The organism is Crenalkalicoccus roseus, from assembly GCF_004761865.1.
GTDB classification, from domain to species: Bacteria; Pseudomonadota; Alphaproteobacteria; order Acetobacterales; family Acetobacteraceae; genus Crenalkalicoccus; species Crenalkalicoccus roseus.
Genome location: NZ_SJDM01000030.1, coordinates 1 through 24,279, shown reverse-complemented (window position 1 = coordinate 24,279; position 24,279 = coordinate 1). Strand labels below are relative to the sequence as shown.

At 73.9% G+C, this 24,279-nt stretch carries 24 protein-coding genes; 20 read left to right on the top strand and 4 right to left on the bottom strand.

What is annotated here, in order from left to right; genetic code table 11:
- Window positions 1-27: 27 nt before the first annotated feature.
- Complete coding sequence (locus ET526_RS15745) at window positions 28-618, top strand: TRAP transporter small permease subunit (RefSeq protein ID WP_135468726.1); 591 nt, start codon at window positions 28-30, stop codon at window positions 616-618.
- A 21-nt stretch (window positions 619-639) separates the two neighbouring features.
- The gene (locus ET526_RS15740; protein WP_135468724.1) at window positions 640-1,953 is read left to right on the top strand and encodes a TRAP transporter large permease; all 1,314 of its coding nucleotides are present in this window, start codon (window positions 640-642) and stop codon (window positions 1,951-1,953) included.
- A gap of 30 nt (window positions 1,954-1,983) precedes the next feature.
- On the opposite strand, the gene ET526_RS15735 is transcribed toward ET526_RS15740, so the two are convergent.
- The 3 genes from ET526_RS15735 to ET526_RS15725 all read right to left on the bottom strand — a co-directional run bounded on the left by ET526_RS15735 (window position 1,984) and on the right by ET526_RS15725 (window position 5,549).
- Complete coding sequence (locus tag ET526_RS15735; RefSeq protein ID WP_135468720.1) at window positions 1,984-2,358, bottom strand: phage tail fiber protein; 375 nt, start codon at window positions 2,356-2,358, stop codon at window positions 1,984-1,986.
- Between the two features lie 54 nt (window positions 2,359-2,412).
- A complete protein-coding gene (locus tag ET526_RS15730; protein WP_135468718.1) occupies window positions 2,413-4,815 on the bottom strand; it encodes a glycosyl hydrolase family 28-related protein in 2,403 nt (800 codons plus the stop codon).
- Window positions 4,816-4,895: 80 nt separating this feature from the next.
- Entirely contained in the window at window positions 4,896-5,549 is a 654-nt protein-coding gene (locus ET526_RS15725; RefSeq protein ID WP_135468715.1) for a hypothetical protein, read from the bottom strand.
- A gap of 238 nt (window positions 5,550-5,787) precedes the next feature.
- Between ET526_RS15725 and ET526_RS15720 the strand changes: the two genes are divergently transcribed.
- From ET526_RS15720 to ET526_RS15685, 8 genes are read left to right on the top strand one after another with little or no spacing between them, the layout of a single operon-like run.
- Window positions 5,788-6,870: an extracellular solute-binding protein gene (locus ET526_RS15720; RefSeq protein WP_135468713.1), complete on the top strand. Its 1,083-nt coding sequence runs from the start codon at window positions 5,788-5,790 to the stop codon at window positions 6,868-6,870.
- A gap of 4 nt (window positions 6,871-6,874) precedes the next feature.
- Window positions 6,875-7,939, top strand: a complete 1,065-nt coding sequence (locus ET526_RS15715; RefSeq protein WP_135468711.1) for an ABC transporter ATP-binding protein — start codon at window positions 6,875-6,877, stop codon at window positions 7,937-7,939.
- Window positions 7,939-8,799, top strand: a complete 861-nt coding sequence (locus ET526_RS21755) for an ABC transporter permease (protein ID WP_135468709.1) — start codon at window positions 7,939-7,941, stop codon at window positions 8,797-8,799. The genes ET526_RS15715 and ET526_RS21755 overlap by 1 nt, the downstream gene beginning before the upstream one ends.
- Complete coding sequence (locus ET526_RS21750; protein WP_135468707.1) at window positions 8,796-9,584, top strand: ABC transporter permease subunit; 789 nt, start codon at window positions 8,796-8,798, stop codon at window positions 9,582-9,584. Before ET526_RS21755 ends, ET526_RS21750 begins: the two co-directional genes overlap by 4 nt.
- Window positions 9,585-9,639: 55 nt before the next feature.
- A complete protein-coding gene (locus ET526_RS15700; RefSeq protein WP_135468752.1) occupies window positions 9,640-10,842 on the top strand; it encodes a pyridoxal phosphate-dependent aminotransferase in 1,203 nt (400 codons plus the stop codon).
- Between the two features lie 5 nt (window positions 10,843-10,847).
- Window positions 10,848-12,050, top strand: coding sequence for a pyridoxal phosphate-dependent aminotransferase (locus tag ET526_RS15695; RefSeq protein WP_135468750.1), 1,203 nt, complete (start codon window positions 10,848-10,850; stop codon window positions 12,048-12,050).
- Complete coding sequence (locus tag ET526_RS15690) at window positions 12,047-13,048, top strand: GNAT family N-acetyltransferase (RefSeq protein WP_135468705.1); 1,002 nt, start codon at window positions 12,047-12,049, stop codon at window positions 13,046-13,048. The genes ET526_RS15695 and ET526_RS15690 overlap by 4 nt, the downstream gene beginning before the upstream one ends.
- Before the next feature lie 45 nt (window positions 13,049-13,093).
- On the top strand, window positions 13,094-13,615 hold the full coding sequence (locus tag ET526_RS15685) for a DinB family protein (RefSeq protein ID WP_135468701.1): 522 nt from the start codon (window positions 13,094-13,096) through the stop codon (window positions 13,613-13,615).
- 29 nt (window positions 13,616-13,644) lie between these two features.
- Here the strand turns inward: ET526_RS15685 and ET526_RS15680 are convergent, their stop codons facing one another.
- The gene (locus tag ET526_RS15680) at window positions 13,645-14,523 is read right to left on the bottom strand and encodes an alpha/beta fold hydrolase (protein WP_135468698.1); all 879 of its coding nucleotides are present in this window, start codon (window positions 14,521-14,523) and stop codon (window positions 13,645-13,647) included.
- A gap of 120 nt (window positions 14,524-14,643) precedes the next feature.
- On the opposite strand from ET526_RS15680, the gene ET526_RS15675 reads away from it, so the two are divergent.
- The 10 genes from ET526_RS15675 to ET526_RS15630 all read left to right on the top strand — a co-directional run bounded on the left by ET526_RS15675 (window position 14,644) and on the right by ET526_RS15630 (window position 24,155).
- The gene (locus ET526_RS15675) at window positions 14,644-15,072 is read left to right on the top strand and encodes a carboxymuconolactone decarboxylase family protein (protein WP_135468696.1); all 429 of its coding nucleotides are present in this window, start codon (window positions 14,644-14,646) and stop codon (window positions 15,070-15,072) included.
- Window positions 15,069-15,974, top strand: a complete 906-nt coding sequence (locus ET526_RS15670; protein WP_135468693.1) for an NAD(P)-dependent oxidoreductase — start codon at window positions 15,069-15,071, stop codon at window positions 15,972-15,974. Before ET526_RS15675 ends, ET526_RS15670 begins: the two co-directional genes overlap by 4 nt.
- Window positions 15,971-16,768: an N-acyl homoserine lactonase family protein gene (locus tag ET526_RS15665; RefSeq protein ID WP_240048432.1), complete on the top strand. Its 798-nt coding sequence runs from the start codon at window positions 15,971-15,973 to the stop codon at window positions 16,766-16,768. The genes ET526_RS15670 and ET526_RS15665 overlap by 4 nt, the downstream gene beginning before the upstream one ends.
- 88 nt (window positions 16,769-16,856) lie before the next feature.
- Window positions 16,857-18,095, top strand: coding sequence for an ABC transporter substrate-binding protein (locus tag ET526_RS15660; protein ID WP_135468690.1), 1,239 nt, complete (start codon window positions 16,857-16,859; stop codon window positions 18,093-18,095).
- 108 nt (window positions 18,096-18,203) lie between these two features.
- Window positions 18,204-19,418 carry an acyl-CoA dehydrogenase family protein gene (locus ET526_RS15655; RefSeq protein ID WP_135468688.1) on the top strand — a complete coding sequence of 405 codons (1,215 nt, stop codon included), beginning with the start codon at window positions 18,204-18,206 and terminating at the stop codon, window positions 19,416-19,418.
- Window position 19,419: 1 nt separating this feature from the next.
- Window positions 19,420-20,499 (top strand): acyl-CoA dehydrogenase family protein, encoded by a 1,080-nt coding sequence (locus ET526_RS15650; protein ID WP_135468686.1) that lies wholly within the window; start codon window positions 19,420-19,422, stop codon window positions 20,497-20,499.
- A gap of 46 nt (window positions 20,500-20,545) precedes the next feature.
- Window positions 20,546-20,866, top strand: a complete 321-nt coding sequence (locus tag ET526_RS15645) for a hypothetical protein (RefSeq protein WP_135468684.1) — start codon at window positions 20,546-20,548, stop codon at window positions 20,864-20,866.
- A gap of 169 nt (window positions 20,867-21,035) precedes the next feature.
- Window positions 21,036-22,100 (top strand): Ldh family oxidoreductase, encoded by a 1,065-nt coding sequence (locus ET526_RS15640; protein WP_204623669.1) that lies wholly within the window; start codon window positions 21,036-21,038, stop codon window positions 22,098-22,100.
- A gap of 8 nt (window positions 22,101-22,108) precedes the next feature.
- Window positions 22,109-23,218, top strand: coding sequence for a glycosyltransferase family 4 protein (locus tag ET526_RS15635; protein ID WP_240048431.1), 1,110 nt, complete (start codon window positions 22,109-22,111; stop codon window positions 23,216-23,218).
- Between the two features lie 16 nt (window positions 23,219-23,234).
- On the top strand, window positions 23,235-24,155 hold the full coding sequence (locus ET526_RS15630) for a glycosyltransferase family 9 protein (protein ID WP_135468678.1): 921 nt from the start codon (window positions 23,235-23,237) through the stop codon (window positions 24,153-24,155).
- Window positions 24,156-24,279 lie beyond the last annotated feature (124 nt).

The following is a 24,279-nucleotide window of genomic DNA, read 5'->3' as shown; positions in this document are numbered from 1 at the left end:
CGGCGCCCGCGCGAGGACCGGCACGCCATGCGCCATTCCCACCCGATGCCCGAGGGGGCCGGCGGCCGCGCGCTCGCCCTCGCCGACCGCGCGCTGCTGGCGGTGGAGACCGCCTGCGCCGCCCTGGCGGGGCTGGTCATCTTCGTGCTGATGTTCGCCGGCGTGCTGGAGATCATCGGCCGCGGGGTGTTCAACGCGCCGATCTACGGGCACCTCGACATGGTCGAGCTGACCATGATCTCCTACACGGTGCTCTGCGTCTCCTACTGCTGGCGCAAGGCCGCGCATGTGCGCATGGACCTGCTGCTGCGCCGCCTCTCCGGCCGCGGGCGCTGGGTGGCGGAGCTGCTGGCGACCGGCCTCGCCCTCTACTTCGTCACGCTGATCCTGCCGGGCACCTGGCAGTACTTCCTCAACGCCTGGCAGATCGGCGATTCCACCATGAACACCGGCCTGCCGACCTGGCCCTCGAAGCTCGCGGTGCCGGTCGGGCTCGGCGTGCTGTGGCTGCGCCTCGCGCTCGAGATGCTCGCCTATTTGCGCCTGATCGCCGACCCCGCGCTGCCGCGCATCGCGGTGCCGACGCCGCCCGACCCGACGCGGGAAGCGGTGGACTGAGCCGCCGGAGGAGCCGCGGGAATGGAATTCGAGCCGGTCACCTACGGCATCATCGGCATCGTCGCGCTGACGGTGATGATCCTGCTGGGGGTGCGCATCTTCATCGCCGCCGGGCTGGTCGGGCTGGTCGGCCTCGCCGCGCTGCGCAACTGGGACGTCGCCGCCGGCATCTCCGGCATCATCCCGCACCAGCAGACCACCTCCTACGCGCTCAGCGTGCTGCCGCTGTTCATCCTGATCGGCTTCCTCGCGCATTTCGCCGGCATCATCCAGGGCGCCTACCAGGCCGCGCGCGCCTGGATGGGCTGGATGCCGGGGGGGCTCGCGATCGCCACCGTCTTCGCCACCGCGGGCTTCGCCGCCGTCTCGGGCGCCTCCACCGCCACCTCGGCGGTGTTCGCCCGCGTCGCGATCCCGGAGCTGCTGCGCTACCGCTACCACCCGCGGCTGGCCGCCGCCGTGGTGGCGGCGGGCGGGACGCTGGCCTCACTGATCCCGCCGAGCGCGATCCTCGTCGTCTACGGCATCATCGTCGAGCAGTCCATCGGCGCGCTGCTGATCGCGGGCTTCATCCCCGGCGTGATCTCGGCGGTGATCTACGCCGCGCTGCTGCTGCTGCGCTTCAGGATGAACCCCTCGCTCGGCCTGCCGGTCACGGGCATCGGCTGGGACGAGCGGCTGCGCGCGCTGCCCCTGATCTCGCCGATCGTGCTGGTGGTCGTGATCGTGATGGGGGGGATGTATACCGGCTGGGCGACGCCGACCGAGGTCGGGGCGCTCGGCGCCTTCGTGGTGTTCGTGATGGCGCTGCTGCGCGGCGGCATGAACGCACGGAACCTCGGCCTGGCGCTGCTCGAGACGGCGAAGCTCACGGTGATGATCTTCTCGATCATCTGGGGCGTGCTGATCTTCGTCCGTTTCCTCGCCTTCGCCGGGCTGCCGGGCGCCTTCTCGGAATGGATCGTCGGCCTGCCGCTGTCGCCGCTGATGACGCTGCTGATGATCCTCGCGGTCTATGTCGTGCTCGGCATGTTCATGAACGGCATCGGCATGCTGCTGCTGACCCTGCCGGTGGTGTTCCCGGCGGTGGTGGCGCTCGGCTACGACCCGATCTGGTTCGGCATCATCCTGGTGAAGATGGTCGAGATCGGCCTGATCACGCCGCCGATCGGGCTCAACTGCTTCGTCGTCGCCGGCGTCAGGCCCGACATCCCGCTGCAGGAGATCTTCAAGGGCGTCTGGCCCTTCGTGGTGGCCGACATCGCGACCGTGGCGCTGTTCATCGCCTTCCCCGGGATCATCACCTTCCTGCCGCGGCTGATGATGGGTGGGTGAGGGGGCGGCAGGCGGCCGCCCCCGCAACCCTCAGGACGGGGCGATGACGAGGCTGCCCGGGTTCACCGTGACGGTGCCGGCGCTGCCCACCGTCACGGCCTGGGCGAGCGGCCCCCAGGTCAGCGGGTTGCCGCCGGTCGCCGCGTCGAACAGCCCGGCATGGGTCAGGGTACCGGCCGCGGCGGTGAAGGTGAAGCGTATGGCATCGACGTTGAGCTGCGCGCCCGTGCCGCTGAAGCTCACGCGCTGGCGGGCGTAGCCGCTGCCGGCCGGCTCCCCCACCAGGCCGGTGGTGTCGCTGCCGCCGGTGCCAAGCGCCAGGAAGACCTGCGCGGGCAGCGCCGGCAGCCGGCCGCAGAGGGCGCGGCCGAGCAGGTTCTTGGCATAGTCGGTAAGGTCGGGCATGGGCTGCTCCTGACAGAGGGAGGGAGGGGAGGGCGCGGTGCGCGCCGGCGGCGTTCAGCCGACGGCCTCGACGGAGAGGAGGCGGGCCACCCAGCTCAGGGCCTTGTTCGCCTCCCCGGTTCCGGCGATGGCGAGGCCGCCATTCGCGGTGTCCGCGCTGACCGAGAGGCGCCAGCCCGCCGCCGCGGCGTCGGCGAGGGTGGGCGCGATGGCGGTGCCGCCACCGAGCAGGGCGGTGGCCGAGGCGCCGGCGCCGCGCCTGACCAGCACGCCCAGCTCCCAGCCGGCGCTGTCGCCCACCGTTCCGGCCGAGCCGCCGGTCTGCCGCGCCAGCACCATCAGCCGGACGAGGTAGGTGCCGCCATTGGGCAGGTTGGCGGTGTTGCCGCCGCCCGGCGCGGCGCCGTCCGCGGTGAGCCGGGCGGGCGCGGTGCCGCTGGTCTGGGCGCGCAGCACGTGCTCGCCGGCCTGTGCGTCGCCCTGCGCGGCGAAGCTGCCCGAGGCCCAGGCGCCGCGGCCGAACTGCCCGCGCGTGCTGGCGGCGCTGCCGCCCGGCACCCAGCCCCACAGGCCGGAGGCCTGGTTGCCATTGCCGCCCGAGACCACGCTGTCCGTGCCCGTGGCCTGGTTGTTCTGGCCGGCGCCGACGAAGGCGCGGATGCCCCCGGCCTGGTTGGCCACGCCCGCGACCACGGCGGCGTTGTTCTGCGCCGCGGTGTTGTTCATGCCCGAGCCGATGAAGGACTGCGCGCCGGAGGCCACCTGGGTGGGGGTGGCCCGCACCTGCTGCCAGTCCACCGCGTTGGCGCCGCGCGCATGGCCGCCCGTCGCGGCGCCGTCGGGAAGCTGCGCCATCAGCGCGCCGTTGCCGCGGGGGCCGAGCACCAGCCCGACATGCGCATCCCCGCCCTGCGCCAGGACCGCCACCGGGCTGCCGGAGGCGCCGCCGGCCACCTGCACCCGGTTCGCACCCGCGGAGGGGGTCACCACCTCGAAGGCGTGCCCGCCGGGGGCGGCGCCGAGCGTCACCGTGCCGGCGCCGGTGGCGCGCAGCACCTCCACCCCGCCGGCGCTGGCCGCGAGCGCGCCGGCCGCGGGCTGGTGGAAGCCGGTGTCGCCGCCGCCGACCGCGAGGCCCGGTCGGGCGGCGCGCCCGGCGGGCGCCTGCATCGCCAGCGTGGCGTTGGTGCCGGCGTTCACCAGCGGCCCGCCATTGCCGTGCTCGAGCAGCGGCGGGGCGCCGAGATGCACCGCGTTCGGCGGGGAGGCGCCGCTGTCGGCGAGGTGGATCGCCGCCGCGCCGTTGTTGCGCGTGTTGTAGTACACGCAGCGCAGCGAGAAGATGTCGAGGCGGTTGCCGCTGCCGTTCAGGCGGATGGCGTTGTCCTCGGCGTCGTCCACGCGCAGGTTGCCGACCTGCAGGCGGGTGTTGCTGGCGTCCACCAGGATGCCCGCGCTGCCCGCGATCGGCGTGCCGCCGGCGTTGAAGATCTCGCCCTGGGTGGTCAGGCCGGAGATCTGCCCGTCGGTGCCGTTGGCCTGGATCCAGACGCCGTACTTCACGAAGTCGGCATAGGCCTGGCCGATGTAGAACTTGGTCGTGTTCCCGGCCGCCGAGGCGGAGAAGCGGAACATGCTGCGGTAGCCGAGGACGAAGGCCTGGTCCACGAACACGCCGTCGCAGCGGCGGAACACCAGCGCGTCGCCGTTCGCCTGCTGCCAGCGCACCACGTTGGTGTCCGAGGTCCAGAAGGTCCAGAAGTGCAGGTTGTGGATGCGCGGAACGTCGAGACACTCGTCGATCTCGACGCCGGTGGTGAAGACCTGGCCGCGCAGCCGCCGGATGTCGAGGCGACCGGAATTGCGGCAGTAGATGCCGCGGTTGACGCGCACCAGGAAGACGTTGTCGAAGTCGATCCCGCCGAGGCAGTCCTCGACCCGGAACACGAAGGGATAGTTGGTCGGCGCCCAGGAGGCGTTGAGCGCGGCCGCGTGCGTCTGCTGCACCGCGATGTCGCGCACCGCCGAGCCGCGCGCCGCGACGCCCGTGAAGGTGAAGGGCGTGAAGCCGGTGCCGTCTATGGACAGCCAGGTGCCCTGGCCGGCGCCGGGCCCCTCGGTGAAGCCGGCGCCCTGCAGCCGCACCATGGTGCCGCTGACGACGATGGGCGAGGCGATGCGGTAGCTGCGCGGGCCGAAGCCGAGCGTGCCGCCGCCGCGGTTCTGCAGGTCGTTGATCGCCGCCTGGATGGCCGGCGCGTCGTCGGTCGCGCCGTCTCCCACCGCGCCGTAGTCGCGCACATGCGCGGTCTGCCCGGTCGAGACCGCGCTGCGGAGCTGGGCGATCGTGGCGCGGCGGGTGACCGAAGCCCCGTTCGCGGTCTGCACCACGGGGGTGAGGTCGGTGTCGGACAGGGCGCTGGCGATGGGCAGTTCGCTGATGCGGGCGTCGGGCATGGCTCACCGGTTCGTGCAAGGGCGGCGCGCCGTCGGCGCGGCCTCGGGGGAAGGGGAAGGGCTCGGCGCCGCTGCGGGCGCTACTGCTTCAGCGCGCCGCCATCCTCGAGCAGCAGGCGCGAGAAGTTCTCCTGCAGCAGGAGCTGCAGGTCCTGGCCGACATTGAAGCTGCGGCTGGTGACGCCGACCGAGGGGTCGGCCGCGTCCTCGGCCCGGATGCGGTAGCCGGAGCCAACCGGCGGCGCGTCGAAGCTGGTGCTGGCGGCGCCGTTGACCACCGCGACCGTCCGCGCCGGGGGCAGCACGGCGCCGTTCGCATCGCGCAGCGTGAACACCACCTGGCTCACCGGCCCGGTCACCGCGGCGGAGACCGGGATCGTGCCGCCCGCCACGATCGCCGAGGCGAGCGGGGCGAGCACGATGGCGCGGACCATCGCCGCGGCGGCCTGGGCGACCGAGAAGCCCTGCGTCACCGACCGCGTGGTGTTGACCGGCCCCACCGCGCCGTCGAGCGTGACGCCGGTGCCCGGCACGGCGCCGATGCGGATGGGTAGCAGCGCCAGCGAGTCGGCGGCCTGCAGCACCATCAGGTCGCCGGGCTTCAGGCGGCCGGAGACCGGGGCGAAGTAGCCGGCGGCGCTGACCGTGGCGCGGCTGTCCGTGGTGCGGTAGTGCCACAGGGTGAAGCCGTTGCCGTGGATCAGGGCGCTGAGGCTGGCGGGGTCGAAGGGCAAGGATGCCTCCCTCGCTGGGCATGGCGAGACACCCCGGCCGTCCGCGCGCCGCGCGCGGAGACGCGGGCGGGCGGCGCATGGCCGGGAGGCGGAAGGGTTCGGGGATGCAGGCTGGGCAGCGGGCGCAGATCGCCCGTTGGCAGGACCGGCCTACCGGATCGTTGCGGCGCAGTCAAGGAAAAACATCCTAGCCCCGGCGTGCTATGGGGGCGGCGTATCCTCCTGCCGGGAGCCGCCCATGCGCCGCACCCTCCTCGCCGCCATGCTGCTCGCGCTGCTGCCGCTCCTGCCCGCGCGCGCGCAGCCGGTGCTCAACGTCTACAACTGGACGGACTACATCGCCCCCGAGGTGCTGGAGCGCTTCCAGCGGGAGACGGGGATCCGCGTCCGCTACGACGTGTTCGACAGCCTGGAGACGCTGGAGGGCAAGCTCTCCGCCGGCCGCTCCGGCTACGACGTCATCGTGCCGACCGCCGAGCCCACCTTCGCCCGGCTGCTGCGCGCCGGCGCCCTGCTGCCGCTGGACCGGGACCGGATTCCCAACTGGCGCCATCTCGACCCGGCGCTGATGCAGCGCATCGCCAAGGTGGACCCGGAGAACCGGCACGGCGTGATCTACCTCTGGGGCACGGTCGGCCTCGGCATCCGCCCCGACCGGGTGCGCGCCCTGGCGCCCGACGCGCCGCTCGACAGCCTCGACCTGCTGTTCCGTCCCGAGCACGCCGAGCGCCTGGCCGGCTGCGGCATCGCGGTGATGGACAGCGCGATGGACGTGCTGCCGAGCGTGCTGCACTGGCTCGGCCGCGACCCGGACAGCGCCGACAGCGCGGATCTGCGCGCCGCCGAGCAGGCGCTGCTCGCCATCCGCCCGCATCTGCGCGCGATCCCGGGCAGCGGCGCGCTGGTGGACATGCTGGCCACCGGCGAGCTCTGCGTCGCCTTCACCTTCTCGGGCGACGTGATCCAGGCCGCGGCGCGGGCACGGCAGGCCGGCCGGGGGGTGGAGGTCGCCTATGTCGCGGGGCCGCACCTCTGGTTCGACGTGCTGGCCATCCCCGCCGACGCGCCGAACCCGGAGGCCGCGCACCGCTTCATCGACTTCGTGCTGCAGCCGGAGGTGATGGCAGCGATCACCACCCACACCCGCTATCCGAGCGCCGTGCCTGCTGCCCGCCCGCTGGTGGCGGAGCATGTGCGCGAGGACCCGAACGTCTATCCGCCGCCCGCGGCGCTGGAGGGCGCCTTCGTCGCCGGCACCCTGCCGATCGCCGCCGAGCGCGCGCGCGCGCGGCTGTGGAGCCGGTTCCGCGCGGGCCGCTGAGGAGGTGGCGCCGCTGCTGCAGGTGCAGGGGGTGAGCAAGCGCTTCGGCGCTACCGTGGCGCTGGAGCGGCTCTCGCTGGAGGTGGCGCGCGGCGAGTTCGTCGCCCTGCTCGGCGGCTCGGGCTCGGGCAAGTCCACGCTGCTGCGCCTCGTCGCCGGCTTCGAGGCGCCGGACGAGGGGCGCATCCTGCTCGACGGCGCCGATCTCGGCCCGCTGCCGCCGCATGCGCGGCCGGTCAGCATGATGTTCCAGAGCTACGCGCTGTTCCCCCACCTTTCGGTCTTCGACAACGTCGCCTACGGGCTGCGGCGCGAGGGAAGGCCGCGCGGGGAGATCGCGCGGCGCGTGGCCGAGGCGCTGGAGATGGTCGGCCTCTCCGGCCTCGAGCGCCGCCGGCCGCACCAGCTCTCCGGCGGGCAGCGGCAGCGCGTGGCGCTGGTGCGCGCCCTGGTGAAGCGCCCGCCGCTGCTGCTGCTGGACGAGCCGCTCGGCGCGCTCGACGCCGGGCTGCGCGAGCGCACGGGGCTCGAGCTGCGCGCCCTGCAGCGCGCCACCGGCGCCGGCTTCATCATGGTCACGCACGACCAGGCGGAGGCGCTGGCGCTGGCCGATCGGGTGGCGGTGCTGGAGCAGGGGCGGCTCGCGCAGTACGGTCCGCCGCGCGAGCTCTACGAGCGCCCGGCGACGCGCTTCGTCGCCGGCTTCCTCGGCGCTGCCAACGTGCTGGAGGGGCGCGTCGGCGCCGACGGGCGGGTGGACTGCGCCGCCGCGGGCTGCACGCTGCGTCCCGCCGCCCCGCCGCCGCGCGCGCCCGGCGAGGCGCTGGCGGTGGCGCTCCGGCCGGAGCGCATCCGCCTGGTGGATGAGCGCAGGGCGCCGGCCGAGAACGCCGCCGCCGGCACGCTGCGCGACCTCGCCTATCGCGGCGAGGCCTGGCTCGCCCTGGTGGCGACCGCCGGCGGGCAGGAACTGCGCGTCAGCCTGCCCGGCGGCGCGACGCCTCCCGCGCCCGGCGCGCCCGTGGCGCTGGCCTGGGACGCCGCTGCCGTGGTGCCGCTCGCCGACTGATGCGCCGCCTGCTGCTCCTCGCCCCGCCCTTCCTCTGGCTGCTCGCCTTCGTCGCCGCGCCGGTGGCGATCCTGCTGGCGATCGCGCTGGCCGAGCCTGCCATGGGCGTGCCGCCCTTCACCCCGCCGCTCGCCTGGGACGGGGAGGGGCCGCGCTGGCGGGGAACGCTGCTGAGCTTCGCCATCCTGGCCGAGGACCGCTTCTACCTCGACGCCTTCCTGCGCTCGCTGCGCGTCGCCTTCCTCTCCGCGCTGCTCTGCCTGCTGCTCGCCTATCCCATGGCGCTCGGCATCCTGCGGGCGCGGCCGTCGCGGCGGCTGCCGCTGCTGCTGCTGGTGCTGCTGCCCTTCTGGACCGGCTTCCTGCTGCGCATCGGCGCCTGGATCGGCCTCTTGCGCGACGAGGGCTGGCTGAACGGCGTGCTGCGCGGACTCGGGCTGATCGAGGCGCCGGTGCCGATGCTCTACACCGACCTCGCCCTCTATCTCGGCATGGTGCATTCCTATTTGCCCTTCGCGGTGCTGCCGCTCTACGCCGCGCTGTCGCGCCTCGACCCGGCGCTGGAGGAGGCGGCGGCCGATCTCGGGGCGCGGCCGGCGGTGGCGTTCCTCACCGTCACCCTGCCGCTCTCCTTCCCCGGGGCGCTGGCGGGCTTCCTGCTGGTGTTCATCCCGGCGGCGGGGGAGTTCGTGATCCCGGAGCTGCTGGGACCGCCCGAGGCGCAGCTCGTCGGCCGGGTGCTGTGGACGGAGTTCTTCCAGAACCGCGACTGGCCGCTGGCGGCGGCGCTGGCGGTGGCGCTGCTGGCGCTGTTGGTGCTGCCGATCCGGCTGTTCCAGCGGCTGGAGGCGCGGCCGTGAGGCGCGCGGGCCTCGCCCTCGGCCTCGCCTTCCTCTGGGCGCCGGTGATCCTGCTGGTGGCGTACGCCTTCAGCGCCGACCGCATCCCCTTCCAGTGGGGCGGCTTCTCCCTGCGCTGGTTCCGCGCGCTGGCGGAGAACGAGCGGCTGCTGGAGGCCGCCCTGCTGTCGTTGCGCATCGCCGCCGGGGCGGCGACCCTCGCCACCCTGCTCGGCGGGCTCGCCGGCTGGGCGCTGGCGCGCTTCGGGCCGTTCCGCGGGCGGGCGCTGTTCGGGGTGCTGGTCGGCAGCCCGCTGGTGCTGCCCGAGGTGGTGACCGGCCTCTCCCTGCTGCTGCTGTTCGTGGCGCTGCAGGGGGCGGTGGGCTGGCCGGCGGGGCGCGGGGCGCTGACCGTGCTGCTGGCGCACACCACCATCGGCATGGCCTATGTCGCCGTGGTGGTGCAGGCGCGGCTGGCCGAGCAGGGGCGGCTGCTGGAGGAGGCGGCGGCCGATCTCGGCGCCCGGCCCTTCACCGTGTTCCGCACCGTGACCCTGCCGCTGATCGCCCCGGCGCTGCTGGCCGGCTGGCTGCTGGCCTTCACCCTCTCGCTCGACGACCTGGTGGTGGCGAGCTTCGTCTCCGGCCCGGCCGGGACTACCCTGCCGATGTACCTGTTCGGCCAGATCCGCCTTGGCCTGACGCCGGAGATCAACGCGCTGGGGGCGGTGATCCTGGCTCTGGCGGGAAGTGCCCTGGCGCTGGTGGGCTGGGTGCTGCGCCGGGCCGCGCGGCGCATGGGTTGAAGCGGCGGGGGCGGGGGGGTAGGTTCCCGCCTTCCCGGCAGCCCGCAGGCCCATGATGAAGCTCACCGCCGACCGCCTCGACCGCATCTCCCCCTCCCTGACCATCGCGATGACCACCAAGGCGCGGGCGCTGAAGGCGGCGGGGCGCGACATCATCGGCCTGTCCTCCGGCGAGCCAGATTTCGACACCCCGCGCAACGTGAAGGACGCGGCGATCGCCGCCATCGAGCGCGGCGAGACCAAGTACACCGACGTCGCCGGCACGCCGGCGCTGCGCCAGGCGGTGGCGGCCAAGTTCAGGCGCGACCACGGCATCGACTACAGGCCGGAGGAGATCCTGGTCGCGACGGGCGGCAAGCAGGTGATCTTCGACGCGCTGCTCGCCACCATCAACCCGGGCGACGAGGCGATCATCCCCGCCCCCTGCTGGGTCAGCTACCCCGACATCGTGGAGCTGGCCGAGGGCAGGCCGGTGATCGTGCCCTGCGACCAGAACAGCGGCTTCAAGCTGCGTCCGGAGCAGCTCGAGCAGGCGATCACGCCGCGCACCAAGTGGTTCATCCTGAACAACCCCTGCAACCCGACCGGCGCCGCCTACAACGCCGAGGAGCTGAAGCGGCTGACCGACGTGCTGCTGAGGCATCCCGATGTCTGGATCTTCAGCGACGACATCTACGAGAAGCTGACCTATGACGGCTTCCGGGCGGCGACGGTGGTCGAGGTGGAGCCGCGGCTGCGCGACCGCACGGTGACGATGAACGGCTGCTCCAAGGCCTACGCGATGACCGGCTGGCGCATCGGCTTCGCCGGCGCGCCGGTGGAGCTCGTCAAGGCCATGGACAAGCTGCAGAGCCAGAGCACCTCCAACACCTGCAGCATCAGCCAGGCGGCGGCGGTGGAGGCGCTGAACGGCCCGCAGGACTTCATCGAGACCATGCGCGCCGCCTACCAGCGCCGCCGCGACATGGTGGTGGAGATGCTGAACGCCGCGCCGGGCATCCGCTGCCACAGGCCGGAGGGCGCCTTCTACGTCTTCCCCTCCATGCAGGGCTGCATCGGCCGCACCACCGCGGGCGGCCGCAGGATCGGAAGCGACGAGGATTTCTGCGCCGCGCTGCTGGAGGAGGAGGGGGTGGCCTGCGTGCACGGCGCGGCCTTCATGTACCCCGGCCACTTCCGCATCAGCTACGCCACCAGCGACGAGGCGCTGCGCGAGGCCTGCGCGCGCATCCAGCGCTTCTGCCGCGGGATGCGGTGAGCGCCGTGCCCGGGCTCGCGCAGCGCCTCGCCGACGTCAAAGTCTCCGCCTCCGCCGCCATGACGGCGCGGGCGCGGGAGCTGACGCTGCAGGGCATCCGGGTGATCGGCCTCGCCTCCGGCGAGCCCGACTTCCCGACGCCGCGCCACGCCATCGAGGCCGCCTACCGTGCGGCGCTCGAGGGCGACACGAAGTACCCGCCGCAGGGCGGCACGGAGGCGCTGAAGGCCGCGATCCAGCGCAAATTCCGCCGCGACAACGGGCTCGACTACGCCTTCGACGAGATCATCGTCGGCAACGGCGGCAAGCAGGTGATCTTCAACGCCTTCATGGCCACGCTCGATCCGGGCGACGAGGTGGTGATCCCCGCCCCCTACTGGATCAGCTACGCCGACATGGCGAAGGTCGCGGGCGGCGTGCCGGTGGCGGTGCCCTGCCCGCAGAACAACGGCTTCCGGCCGCGGCCCGAGGACCTCGCCGCCGCCATCACGTCGCGCACCAAATGGGTGCTGCTGAACTTCCCGAACAACCCCACCGGCGCCATGCCCTCCCGCGCCGAGATGCGGGCCATCGCCGACGTGCTGCTGCGCCACCCGCATGTCTGGGTGATGACCGACGACATGTACGAGCACCTGCTCTACGACGGGCTGGAATTCTCGACCATCGCGCAGGTGGAGCCGGCGCTGAAGGAGCGCACCCTCACCGTCAACGGCGTCTCCAAGACCTACGCCATGACCGGCTGGCGCATCGGCTTCGGCGGCGGGCCGGCGCAGCTGATCAGGGCCATGTTCAACATGCAGGGGCAGGCGACCTCCGGCGTCTCCACCGTCGGCCAGGCGGCCGCGGCGGCGGCGCTCGACGGGCCGCAGGAGCTGGTGCGGGAGCGCGCGGCGATCTACCAGCGGCGCCGCGACATGGTGGTGGAGATGCTGAACCAGGCGCCCGGCCTCACCTGCCACAGGCCGGAGGGCGCCTTCTACGTCTATCCCAGCCTCGCGGGCTGCATCGGGCGCACCAGCCGGGGCGGGCGGCGGATCGAGACCGACACCGATTTCGTCGCCGCGCTGCTCGAGGAGAAGCAGGTGGCGGCGGTGCAGGGCGCCGCCTACGGCATGAGCCCCTACATGCGCATCTCCTACGCCACCGACACCGAAAGCCTGACCGAGGCCTGCGGACGCATCCAGGAGTTCTGCCGGGAGCTGCGATGAGCGCCGTGACGCTGCGGCCGGGGCGCGACGCCGATGCCGGGGGCTACATCGCCCTGATCGCCGCCTGCTGGGCGGAGTATCCCGGCTGCGTGCTGGACGTGGAGGGCGAGGCGCCGGAGCTGCGCGCGCTGGCCACCTACTTCGCGCAGGCCGGCGGCGCGCTCTGGACCGCCGAGCGGGAGGGCGCGGTGGTCGGCATGGTCGCCACCCGCCCGCTGCGCGAGGACGCGGCCTTCGAGATCTGCCGCATGTACGTCGCCGCCTCGGAACGCGGCACCGGCCTCGCCCAGCGCCTGCTCGCCACCGCCGAGGACCATGCGCGAGGGCAGGGCGCGCAGCGCCTCGTGCTCTGGACCGACACGCGCTTCGAGCGTTCGCACCGCTTCTACGAGAGGCGCGGCTATGTGCGCCAGGGGGCGATCCGCATCCTGGACGACCTCTCGAAATCGCTGGAGTTCCGCTACGCCAAGCCGGCGCGCGGCCTGGTGGTGGAGGCGCTGGACGCCGCCGCGGCGGCGAGCGCGGAGCGGCGCCTGGCCGAGATCCTGGCCGCCGCGGTGCAGGAAGGCGACGGCCTGCCCTTCCTGCCGCCGCTGCCGGCGGAGGCCGCGCGCGGCGTCTGGCGCCGGGTCTCGGCCGATGTCGCCGCCGGCACGCGGCTCCTGCTGGTGGCCTGGCTGGACGGGGTGATGGCCGGGACGGTGCAGGTGGATCTCGGCACGCCGCCGAACCAGCCGCACCGGGCGGAGATCGCGACCCTGGTCGTGGACCCCGCGCTGCGCCGGCGCGGCATCGGCCGTGCCCTGATGCGGCGCGCCGAGCAGGCGGCCGGGCGCGCGGGGCGCCGCCTGCTCACCCTGGAGATGCCCGCCGGCGGCATCGCGGAGGCGCTGTGCCGCGATCTCGGCTGGCAGGAGGCGGGACGCATTCCGGGCCATTCCCTGGATGCGCGGGGCACGCCGCGCGATGCCCTGCTGTTCTGGAGGCGGACGGGCTGAGCCGGCCGGGCTATGCTCCGCCGGACCGGTGCAGGAACCCCGCCGATGATCTCCCCGGACTGGTGCCGCATGATGGCGGCCTACAACAGCGAGATGAACCGCCGCCTCTACGCCGCGGCCGGGAGCGTGCCCGACGCGGAGCGGAAGGCCGATCGCGGCGCCTTCTTCGGCTCCATCCATGCCACGCTCAACCATCTGCTCTGGGGCGACCGGATGTGGATGAGCCGCCTCGCCGGCTGGGAGAGGCCGCAGGGCGGCATCCCGGGCAGCACCGCGCTCCACGCGGATTTCGAGGCCCTGCGCGCCGCGCGCGCCGAGGCCGATGCGGCGATCGAGGCCTGGGCCGGCGGGCTGACGGCGGAGTGGCTCTCGGGCGCGCTGTCCTGGCAGAGCGGCGCCACCGGGCGCGACCTGACCATGCCGCGCTGGATCACGGTGGCGCACCTCTTCAACCATCAGACCCATCACCGCGGGCAGGTGCACTGCCTGCTCACGCAGCAGGGCGTGCGGCCCGCCGATACCGACCTGCCCTTCATCCTGGACATGCGGGCGCTGGGGCTGATGTAGCGCCCACCCGCCCGGCTCCGCGCCGGGCCTCACAGGAAGCCGTCGAGCCGGCGCAGCACCTCCTCCGGCGCCTCCTCGGGCAGGTAGTGGCCGGAGGCGACCGCGCCGCCGGTGACTTCCCCGGCCGCATAGTCCCGCCACACCGCCAGCGGCTCGTACCACTCGCCCACCTTGCCCCTCGCCCCCCAGAGCGCGAGCAGGGGGCAGCGGATCCGGATGCCGGCGGCGCGGCTCTCCCGGTCGTGTTCGAGGTCGATGCTCGCCGCGGCGCGGTAATCCTCGCAGATCGCGGCGACGGTGCCGGGCTCGCGCAGCGCCGCCAGATAGTCGGCCCGCGCCTCGGGGTGGAAGAAGCCCCGATCCTTCGGCTCGCGCGAGGTGTGGATGTCGAACCAGTCCTCCACGTCGCGCAGGATCATGCGCTCCGGCCGGTCGTGCGGCTGGGCGAGCCAGAACCAATGGTAATAGCCGAGGCCGAAGCGCATGTCGGCATGCTCGAAATGGTGCAGCGTGGGCACGATGTCCATCACGCACAGCCTCTCCACCGCCTCCGGGTGGTCGAGCGCGAGGCGGTGCGCCACCCGCGCGCCGCGGTCGTGTCCCACCAGGCGGAAGCGCGGGAAGCCGAGGCCGCGCATCAGCGCCACCATGTCCTCCGCCATGGCGCGCTTGGCATAGGCCGCGTGGTCGGCGCTGGGAGGAGGGGCGGAGGAGAAGCCGTAGCCGCGCAGGTCCGGGCAGACCACGGTGAAGCGCCGCGCCAGCGCCGGCGCCACGGGATGCCACATCATGTGGGTCTGCGGGTTGCCGTGCAGCAGCAGCAGCGGCGGGCCCTTCCCGCCACGGCGCAGGCGGAGGCGCTGGCCGTTCGCCTCGCGCGTCTCCAGCGTGAAGCCCTCGAAGAGCATGGGGCGGGTCCTCCCTCGACGGCCTCGATCCTAGACCGCGGGGCGGCGCCCGGCACCGGTTGACCGCCGGGCCGGGCGGGGCCAGCCTTCCCGGACGACGCTCCGGAAAGGGAGGAGAGGATGTCCGAGGATGCCGCGCTGTTCGACAAGGGGCTGCCGATCCGCCGCGAGGTGCTGGGCGCCGACTATGTGGACAGCTCGCTTGCCAATGCCGACGAGTTCATGATGGCCTTCCAGCGCGCCACCACCGCCTGGGCCTGGGGCTGGGCCTGGGGCGACCCGACGCTGGACCGCAAGACGCGCAGCATGCTCAACCTCGCCATGCTGACGGCGCTCGGCAAGACGCCCGAGATCAAGCTGCACGTGAAGGGCGCGCTGAACAACGGCCTGACCGTGGACCAGATCAGGGCGGTGCTGCTGCACGCCACCGCCTATTGCGGCATCCCCGCCGGGCTCGACGCCTTCAAGGCGGCGCATGAGGTGCTGGTGGCCGAGGGCGCGCTCTCCGGCAAGCCGGCCGGCGCGCATCCGGGCAGGCCGGCGGAATGAGCGCCGCCCCGATCCGGCGCATCGGCTTCGCCGGCATCGGCAACATGGGCTGGCCGATGGCGGCGAACCTGCTGAAGGCGGGCTTCGACGTCACGGTCTGCGACGCCGCGCCAGGCCGCGCCGAGGCCTTCGCGCGGGAGGCGGGCGGCCGCGCCGCCGCCTCGCCGGCCGAGGCGGCGCGGGGGGCGGAGTGCGTCGTCGCCATCCTTCCCACCAGCGCCCAGGTGGCCGAGGTGGCGGAGGCGATGGCGCCCGCGCTCCTCCCCGGCGCGCTGTTCATCGACATGACCTCCGGCCAGCCGGGGCGCACGCGGGAGATCGCCGCGCGCCTCGCCGAGCGGGGCGTCGCGATGGTGGACTGCCCGGTCTCCGGCGGCGTGCCGCGGGCGAGGACGGGGGAACTCGCCATCATGGCCGGCGGCGCGGAGGCCGATCTCGACCGCGCGGCGCCGGTGCTGGGGGCGATGGGCACCTCCATCCACCGCTGCGGGCCGATCGGCGCCGGCCAGGCGATGAAGGCGCTGAACAACCTGATGAGCGCGGCCGGCTTCCTGGTCGGCGTCGAGGCGCTGCTGGCCGGCCAGCGCTTCGGCCTGGACCCGGCGGTGATGGTGGACGTGCTGAACGCCTCCACCGGCGTGAACAACAGCACGCAGAGGAAGTTCAAGCAGTACGTGCTGTCCCGGCGCTTCGATTCCGGCTTCTCCCTGGATCTCCTGGTGAAGGACCTCTCCATCGCGCTCGAGCTGGCGCGGGAGACCAATACGCCGGCGCCCTTCTCGGCGCTCTGCCGCGAGCTTTCGGCGGCGGCGCAGGCGCTGCTCGGGCCGGGGCAGGACCACACGGCGCTGGCGCAGCTTTCCGAACGGCTGGCCGGCGAGACATTGGGGGGAAACAAGTGAGCACCTGGGAAGCCTACGCCATCCGCTACGGAAGGCACGACCGGCCGGCGCAGACCAACTTCCTGCTGCCGCTCGACGATCCGCACGAGGCGATGCCGCTCGACTACTACATCTGGCTGCTGCGCGGCCCCGGCGGGCATGAGATCGTGGTGGACACCGGCTTCGACGCCGAGCTGGCGGCCAAGCGCGGGCGCAGGCTCAGCCGCTCCGTCGCCGACAGCCTGCGCGCCATGGGCACGGACCCGGCGAAGGTGCGGGACGTGATCGTCACCCATCTGCACTACGACCACGCCGGCAGCATCGACCTCTTCACCGGCGCCCGCATCCACATCCAGGACCGGGAGATGGCCTTCGCGACGGGCCGGCACATGTGCACCGCCTGCATCCGCCTGCCCTTCGAGGCGGATCACGTCGTCTCCATGGTGCGCGCGCTCTTCGCCGACAAGGTGCAGTTCCACGACGGCGAGGGGGAGGTGGCGCCCGGCGTCACCGTGCACCGCGTCGGCGGCCATTCGGACGGCCTGCAGGTGGTGCGGGTGCAGACGGCGCGCGGGCCGGTGGTGATCGCCTCCGACGCGCTGCACTTCTACGCCAACGAGAAGCGGGGCAATCCCTTCCCGATCCTGTTCGACCTCGGCGCCATGACGCAGGGCTGGCGCATCGCCAGACGGCTCGCCGGCGGCGACGAGAGCGCGGTGATCCCCGGCCACGATCCGGAGGTGCGCGCGCGCTTCCCCGCCGTGCCGGGACAGGAAGGAGAGGTGGTGGCGCTGCACCTGCCGCCGCTGCGCTAGCACTGCCGGCTGCGGCGCGATCCGGCGCGGCTGCGCCGGCGCCGCACGCCGTGCGCCGGCCCCACCATAGGAGGAGGACGAACCAAGGATGACCATCTGCCGCCGCCAATTGCTCGCCGCCGCCGCCGCCGCCGCGCCCCTGCTCGGGGCCGGCACCACCGCCCGCGCCCAGGCCCAGCAGCCCATCCGCCTCGGCGTGCTCGGCGACTTCTCCGGCCCCTACCGGCACCTCTCCGGCCCCACCAACGTCGCCTGCGTGCGCCAGGCGGTGCAGGATTCGGGGCTGATCGAGCGCGGCATTCCGGTGGAGGTGGTGCAGGCGGACCATCAGCAGAAGGCGGATGTCGGCTCGGCCATCGTCCGCGAGTGGTTCGACCGCGGCGGCGTGGACGTGGTGCTGGAAGTGAACAATTCCTCCATCGCGCTCGCCGTGAACGGCATCGTGCGGGAGAAGGACAAGATCCACCTCAACACCGGCGCGGCGACGGTGGAGCTGACCGGACGGCAGTGCAGCCCGAACACCGTGCACTGGACCTACGACACCTGGATGCTGGCGCGCTCCTCCGGCGTCGCGACGGTGCGCGCCGGCGGGAACACCTTCTTCACCATCGCCGCCGACATGGCCTTCGGCCACCAGATGGAGCGCGACCTCGCCCGCTTCGTGCAGGAGGAGGGCGGGCGGATCCTCGGCGGGGTGCGCCACCCCTTCCCCGGCACCGCCGACTTCTCCTCCTTCATCATGCAGGCGCAGGCGAGCCGCGCGAAGGTGGTCGCCTTCCTCAACGCCGGCGCCGACTTCATCACCTGCGTCAAGCAGGCGAACGAGTTCGGCCTGACCCGCCGCGGCCAGAAGCTGCTCGGCATCGTCGGCTTCGTGAACGACGTGCACACGCTCGGCCTCGAGACGGCGCAGGGGCTGCTGCTGACCGAGAGCTTCTACTGGGACCTGAACGAGCGCACCCGCGCCTTCACGAGGCGCATCCTGCCGCGCACGCCGGACAACTACCCCAACCAGTGCCAGGCCGGCGCCTACTCCGCGGCGCTGCACTACCTGAAGGCGGTGGGCCAGGTCGGCGCCGCCCGCGCCAAGGAATCGGGGCGGGAGATGGTGGAGCTGATGAAGCGCATGCCGACCGACGACGACGTCTTCGGCCCCGGCCGCATCCGCGAGGACGGGCGCAAGCTGCACGACGTGCACCTGTTCGAGGTGAAGACGCCGGCGGAATCCCGCGGCCCCTGGGACTACTTCAAGCTGCTGCGGACCACGCCCGCGGAGGAGGCGTTCCGCCCGCTGAACGAGGGCAGCTGCCCGCTCGTCGCAACCTGATGCCCGCCACGGCGCGATCCGCTGCGGCGGACCGCGCCTTGACGGAGGAGAGGGGGAGGCGCGCCATGGCGGCGCCCGCCCTCTCGGGACGGCCGAACGGAGACGCGGATGGACCTGACCCTTTCCGACCGCCACCGCGCGCTGCAGGCCGAGGTGCGGTGCTTCATCGCGCGGCACGGCCACCTCTCGCCACCCGTGGGCGGCGGCGGCGGCCGGGTGCGGCCCGACCGCCGGGCCCTCGATTGGCAGGCGCGGCTGATCGAGGCCGGCTACGCCGCCCGCTTCGTCCCGCGCGCGTATGGCGGCCACGGCGCGGCGCCGGACGTGCTGGAGGCGGCGATCATCGCCGAGGAGTTCACCCGCGCCGGCGTCAGCCCCGGCATCCAGGGCCAGGGCATCCGCATGCTGGTGCCGACCCTCCTGGAGGTGGGCAGCGAGGAGCAGCGCCGGCGCTGGATTCCCCCGACCATCCGCGGCGAGGTGATCTGGTGCCAGGGCTATTCGGAGCCCGAGGCGGGCAGCGATCTCGCCTCGCTGCGCACACGGGCGGACGTGGTGGACGGCCGGTTCGTCATCAACGGGCAGAAGATCTGGACCAGCTCGGCGCATTTCGCCGACATGATGTTCCTGCTCTGCCGCACCGAGCCCGACAGGCCGAGGCATGAGGGCCTCTCCTACCTGCTGGTGCCGATGGACGCGCCGGGGATCGAGGTGCGCCCGCTGCCCACCATGACGGGGCACGCCACCTTCAACGAGGTGTTCCTCACCGATGTCCGGGTGCCGCTGGATGCCGTGGTGCTCGGCCGCGGCAAGGGCTGGCAGGTGGCGAACGTCACGCTGCGGCACGAGCGCCTGCTGCTCGGCGACGCGGCCAAGCTGGCGCATCGCCTGCACAGGCTGCGCGGCCTGCTGGAGCGCACGCGGGTGGACGGCGTGCCGCTGATCCGCATGCCGCACTGGCGCGAGAGGCTGATGCGGCTGCAGGGCGAGGTGCTGGCGATGAAGTGCCACCAGATGCGGCTGCTGAGCGAGGCGGCGCGCGGGCAGGATTCCGGCCTCGGGCTTCTGGTGGTGAAGTATGCCGGAACCGTGCTCGCATGGCGGCTCACGGCGCTGGCGGTGGATGCGCTGGGCGATGCCGGCCTGCCCTACGAACCGCACGACGACGTCGCCGAGGACGACGAGCCCACTACCTGGTACGCGGATCACATGTACGACCTCGGCCTGATCATCGGCGGCGGCAGCTCGAACATCCAGAAGAACATCATCGCCGAGCGCGGCCTCGGCATGCCGCGGGAGCCGAGGCCGCAGGGAGGGGCGTGAGATGGAATTCGGGCCGGACGAGAACCAGCGCCTGTTCGACGCGGCGCTGCGCGGCTTCCTGGCGGACCGCGTGACGGTGGACTCGCGCCGCGCCGCCGCCGAGACCGGCGGGGACGCGGCGCTGTGGCGGGGCCTGTGCGGGCTCGGCCTTGCCGGGCTGCTGGTGCCCGAGGAGCATGGCGGCACCGGCCTCGGCGTGTTCGACGCGGCTCTGGCGGCCGAGGCGCTCGGGCACGCGGCGGCGCCGACGCCCTTCCTCGGCACCGCCGTGCTGGCGCCGCTGGCGCTGCGCCTCCTCGGCGCGAAGGCGCAGCGGGACGCGTGGCTGCCGCGCCTCGCGGGCGGCGAGATCCGCGTTGCCGCCGCCTTCGGCGCGCTCGCCGGCACCACCGGCCGCTGCGCGCTGCGCCTGGAGCATGGGCGCCTCTCCGGAGAGGTCGCCGGCGCGCTGGAGGCGGCGGAGGCGACCCATGCGCTGGTCGCGCTGCCGCGGGAGGGGATGGCGCTCGTGGCGCTGGACGCGGCGGGAGTGACGGTGCGGCCGCGCCGCAGCGTGGATCGCCTGCGCCCGCTTGCCGATCTCTCCTTCGCCGCCGTGCCGGTGGAGGTGCTGGCGGGCGGCGATGCGGGGCGCGTGCTGGATGCGGGGCGGGTCGTCCTGGCCGCGGAAACGCTCGGCGCGGCGCAGGCGATGCTCGGAAAGGCCGTGGCCTATGCCGGGGAACGCCGGCAATTCGGCCGCGCCATCGGAAGCTTCCAGGCGGTGAAGCACGCCTGCGCGGAGATGGCGGCGGCGCTCGAGCCCTGCCGCGCCTTCGTCTGGTACGCCGCCCACGCCCAGGACCGGGCGGAGGAGGAGCCGGAGGCGCGCATGCTCGCCGCCCACGCGAAGGCGCATCTCGACGAGGTCGGGCGCGAGGTGGCGCGCGGCGCGACCGAGGTGCATGGGGGCATGGGCTTCACCGAGCTGCTGGGCCTGCCCTTCTGGTTCAAGCGCATCCTGGCCAACCGCCAGCTCCTCGGGGGGCCGGAGCGCTGCCGGGAGGAGGCGGCGATCGCCCAGGGCATCGCCGCTGCATGAGCCGGGGCGGGGCACGGTACGAAGGAGCATTGCGGGAGAAGGCGCCATGGCAGGAAGCGCGTATCTGATGGTGCGGGCGGTGCTGGCCGACGCGGCCGACCGGCCACGCTTCGACCGGTGGTACGAGACCGAGCACCTCCCGGACGCGATCGCCGCCTTCGGGGCGGAGCGGGGCTGGCGGTGCTGGAGCCGCACCGATCCGACCGTGCATTACGCCTTCTACGAGTTCCGGGATGCCGCCCATGCCGAGGCGGCCATGGCCTCGCCCGGGCTGGGGGAGCTGATCGCGGAATTCGACCGCAATTGGGGGGAGCGCGTGACGCGGACGCGCGAGATCCTGGAGGCGGCGGGGGCTGCCGGGCCCTGACGCGCGGCCCGCCGGCGCGGCGCCTGGGCCTCCGGAGGCGGCCGGCGGCGGCGCGCGGGGGCGGCTGCGCCCGCCAGGCGCCGGTCCCCGGCCGGCGGCCGACCGGGCGGCTCTGGCCAGCGGCGGCGCGGCGCGGCAAGGTCCCGCCCGCACCGACGGACGCGCCGCCATGCCCGACGAGACCATGCCCCGCTACGACCCCGCCGCCCTGCGCGGCTTCGCCGCCGCGCTGTTCGCCGCCGCCGGCATGGAGGCGGAGAAGGCTGCGGTGGTGGCCGAGGTGCTGGTCGAGGGCGACCTGATGGGCCACGACACCCACGGCCTCGCCCAGCTCGGCCCCTACCTCGACGCGCTCGCCAGCGGCGACATGCGGGGAAGCGGCGAGCCGGAGACGCTGTCCGCCACCCCGGTCGCAGAGACCTGGGACGGGCGCAAGCTCCCCGGGCCGTGGCTGGTGCGCCGCGCCGCCGACCGCGCCTCGGCGGCGGCGGAGGGGTTCGGGCTCGGCGCGGTGGCGATCCGCCGCAGCCACCACATCGGCTGCCTCGCCGCCTACCTGCCCCGCATCGCCGAGCGGGGACAGGTGATGCTGCTGCTCTCCTCCGATCCCGCCACCGCCTCGGTCGCGCCCTGGGGCGGGATCAGGCGGCTGTTCACGCCGAACCCGATCGCCGCCGGCTGGCCCACCCCTTCGGGACCGGCGATGCTCGACGTCTCCACCTCCGTCACCACCAACGCCATGACGGCGCGGCGCCGCGCGGAGGGGCGGCCCTTTCCGCACCCGGCGCTGCTGGACGCGGCGGGGCGGCCGACCGGCGACCCGGCGGTGTTCTTCGCCGACCCGCCCGGCTCGCTGATGCCGCTCGGCGGCCCGGCGGCGGGGCACAAGGGCGCCGCCCTCGGGCTGATGGTGGAGGCGCTGACCAGCGCGCTCGCCGGGCACGGCAGGGCGGATGCGCCGGGGGGCTGGGGCGCCTCGGTGCTGGTGCTGGTGCTCGACCCCGCCCGCTTCGGTGGGCGCGAGGCCTTCCTGCGCGAGACCGGCTGGATGGCCGAGGCGGTGCGCGCTAACCCGCCCGCCCCGGGCGGCGAGGCGCCGCGCCTGCCGGGCGAGCGCGCCCTGGCGCGGCGGGCGGAGGCGCTGGCGCAAGGCGTCGCGCTGCACCCCTCCATCCCGCCGGTGCTGGAGGCGCGCGGCCGCGCCGCCGGGATCCCCGCCCCCGCCCCGCTGTGAGCGCCGCCGTGCTGCAGGTGCTGCCCGCCCTCGACGCCGGTGGGGTGGAGCGCGGCACGCTGGAGATCGCCGAGGCGCTGGCCGCTGGGGGCTTCCGCGCCCTGGTCGCCTCCTCGGGCGGGGCGCTGGTGCCGGCGCTGGAGCGGCTCGGCGCACGGCATGTGACGCTGCCGCTGGCGTCGAAGAACCCGCTGGCGGTCTGGCGCAACGCCGCCGCCCTCGCGGCGCTGATCCGGCGGGAGGAGGTGCGGATCGTGCACGCCCGCTCCCGTGCCCCGGCCTGGTCCGCCCTCCTGGCGGCACGGCGGACCGGGGCGCGGCTCGTCACCACCTATCACGGCACCTACAATGAGGGGCTGCCGGGCAAGCGCCTGTACAACTCGGTGATGGTGCGCGGGGAGCGGGTGATCGCGATCAGCGACTTCATCGCCGCCCACATCCGGTCGCGGCACGGCACCGATCCGGCGCGCATCCGCGTCATTCCCCGCGGCGTTGACCCCGGGCGCTTCGATCCGGCAGCGGTGGATCCCGCCCGCGTCGCGGCGCTGCGCGCGGCCTGGGGTGTGCCGGAGGGGCGGCCCGTGGTGATGCTGCCGGGGCGGCTGACGCGCTGGAAGGGCGGGCGGGTGCTGGTCGAGGCCATGGCGCGGCTGCCGGAGGGACCTCTCGCCCTGCTGGTCGGCGATGCGAGGGGGCGGGAGGGATTCCGCGCCGAGCTCGAGACGCTGATCGCCGCGCGTGGGCTGGAGGGGCGGGTGCGCCTCGTCGGCCATGCCGAGGACATGCCCGCGGCGCTGCTGCTGGCCGAGGTGGTGGTGCACGCCTCCACCGATCCGGAGGCCTTCGGGCGCACGGTGATCGAGGCGCAGGCGATGCAGCGGCCCGTCATCGCCGCCGATCTCGGCGCCCCGCGCGAGACGGTGGAGGAGACCGTGACCGGATGGCGCGTGCCGCCCGGCGATCCGGCAGCGCTGGCGCAGGCGATCGGCTGGGTGCTGGCCCTGCCGCCGGCCGAGCGCGCGGCGGTGGGCCGGCGGGCGCGAGAGCGCGTGCTCGCCCGCTACACCACCCGCGCGATGCAGCAGGCGACGCTCGCCGTGTATCGGGAATTGCTGTGAACACTCCGCCCGCCCCATGACGCGCGAACGGATCCTGGTGATCAAGCTCGCCTCGCTCGGCGATTTCGTGCAGGCCTTCGGCCCCTTCGCCGCCATCCGCGCCCATCACCCCGGGGCGGAGATCACCCTGCTGACCACCCCGCCTTATGCAGAGCTGGCGTGGCGCTCCCCCTGGTTCGACGAGGTCTGGACCGACGGGCGCCCCGCCTGGACCGACCTGCGCGGCGTGTGGCGGCTGGCACGCCGGCTGCGCGCCGCGGGCTTCCGGCGCGTGTACGATCTGCAGACCTCCGGCCGCTCCTCCCGCTACCGGCTGTTCGTCGGGCCGGGGGTGGAGTGGTCGGGGATCGCGCGCGGCGCCAGCCATCCCCACCGCAACCCGCTGCGCGATTCCCTGCACACGGTGGAGCGCCAGCGGGAGCAGCTCGAACAGGCCGGCATCCGCGACTTCCCGCCGCCCGACCTCTCCTTCCTGGACGATGACATCTCCGGCCTCGGCCTGCCGGAACGCTTCGCCCTGCTGGTGCCCGGGGCCTCGCCAGGCAGGCCGGGCAAGCGCTGGCCGGTGGAGCGCTACGCCGAGCTGGCGGCGGGGCTGGAGCTGCCGGTGGCGGTGGTCGGCGGCCCGGCGGAGGCGCCGCTCGCCGCCCGCATCCGCGCGCGGGCGCCTTCCGCGCGCGACCTGACGGGCCGCACCAGCTTCGCTATGCTCGCCGCCGTCGCGCGTCGCGCCGCCTTCGCCATCGGCAACGACACCGGCCCCACCCACCTGATCGCGGCGGCGGGCTGCCCGACGCTGGCGCTGTTCGGGGAGGAGAGCGACCCTGCCCTTTGCGCCCCGCGCGGACGGCAGGTGGCGGTGCTGCGCCATGCGCCGCTCGCCTCGCTGGAGGTGGCGGAGGTGCGCGTGGCGCTGACCGCGCTACTTGCGGCCTAGAGCCCTTTTCTCATGACCGTGAATAGGCCCTGTTAGCGCCTGAACGCTGGCGTTGGTCTGTCGTTGATCCCGCTTTGCGGAGGGTGGGCTGGTGCTGACGGACGCGCAGTGGGCGGTGTTGGGG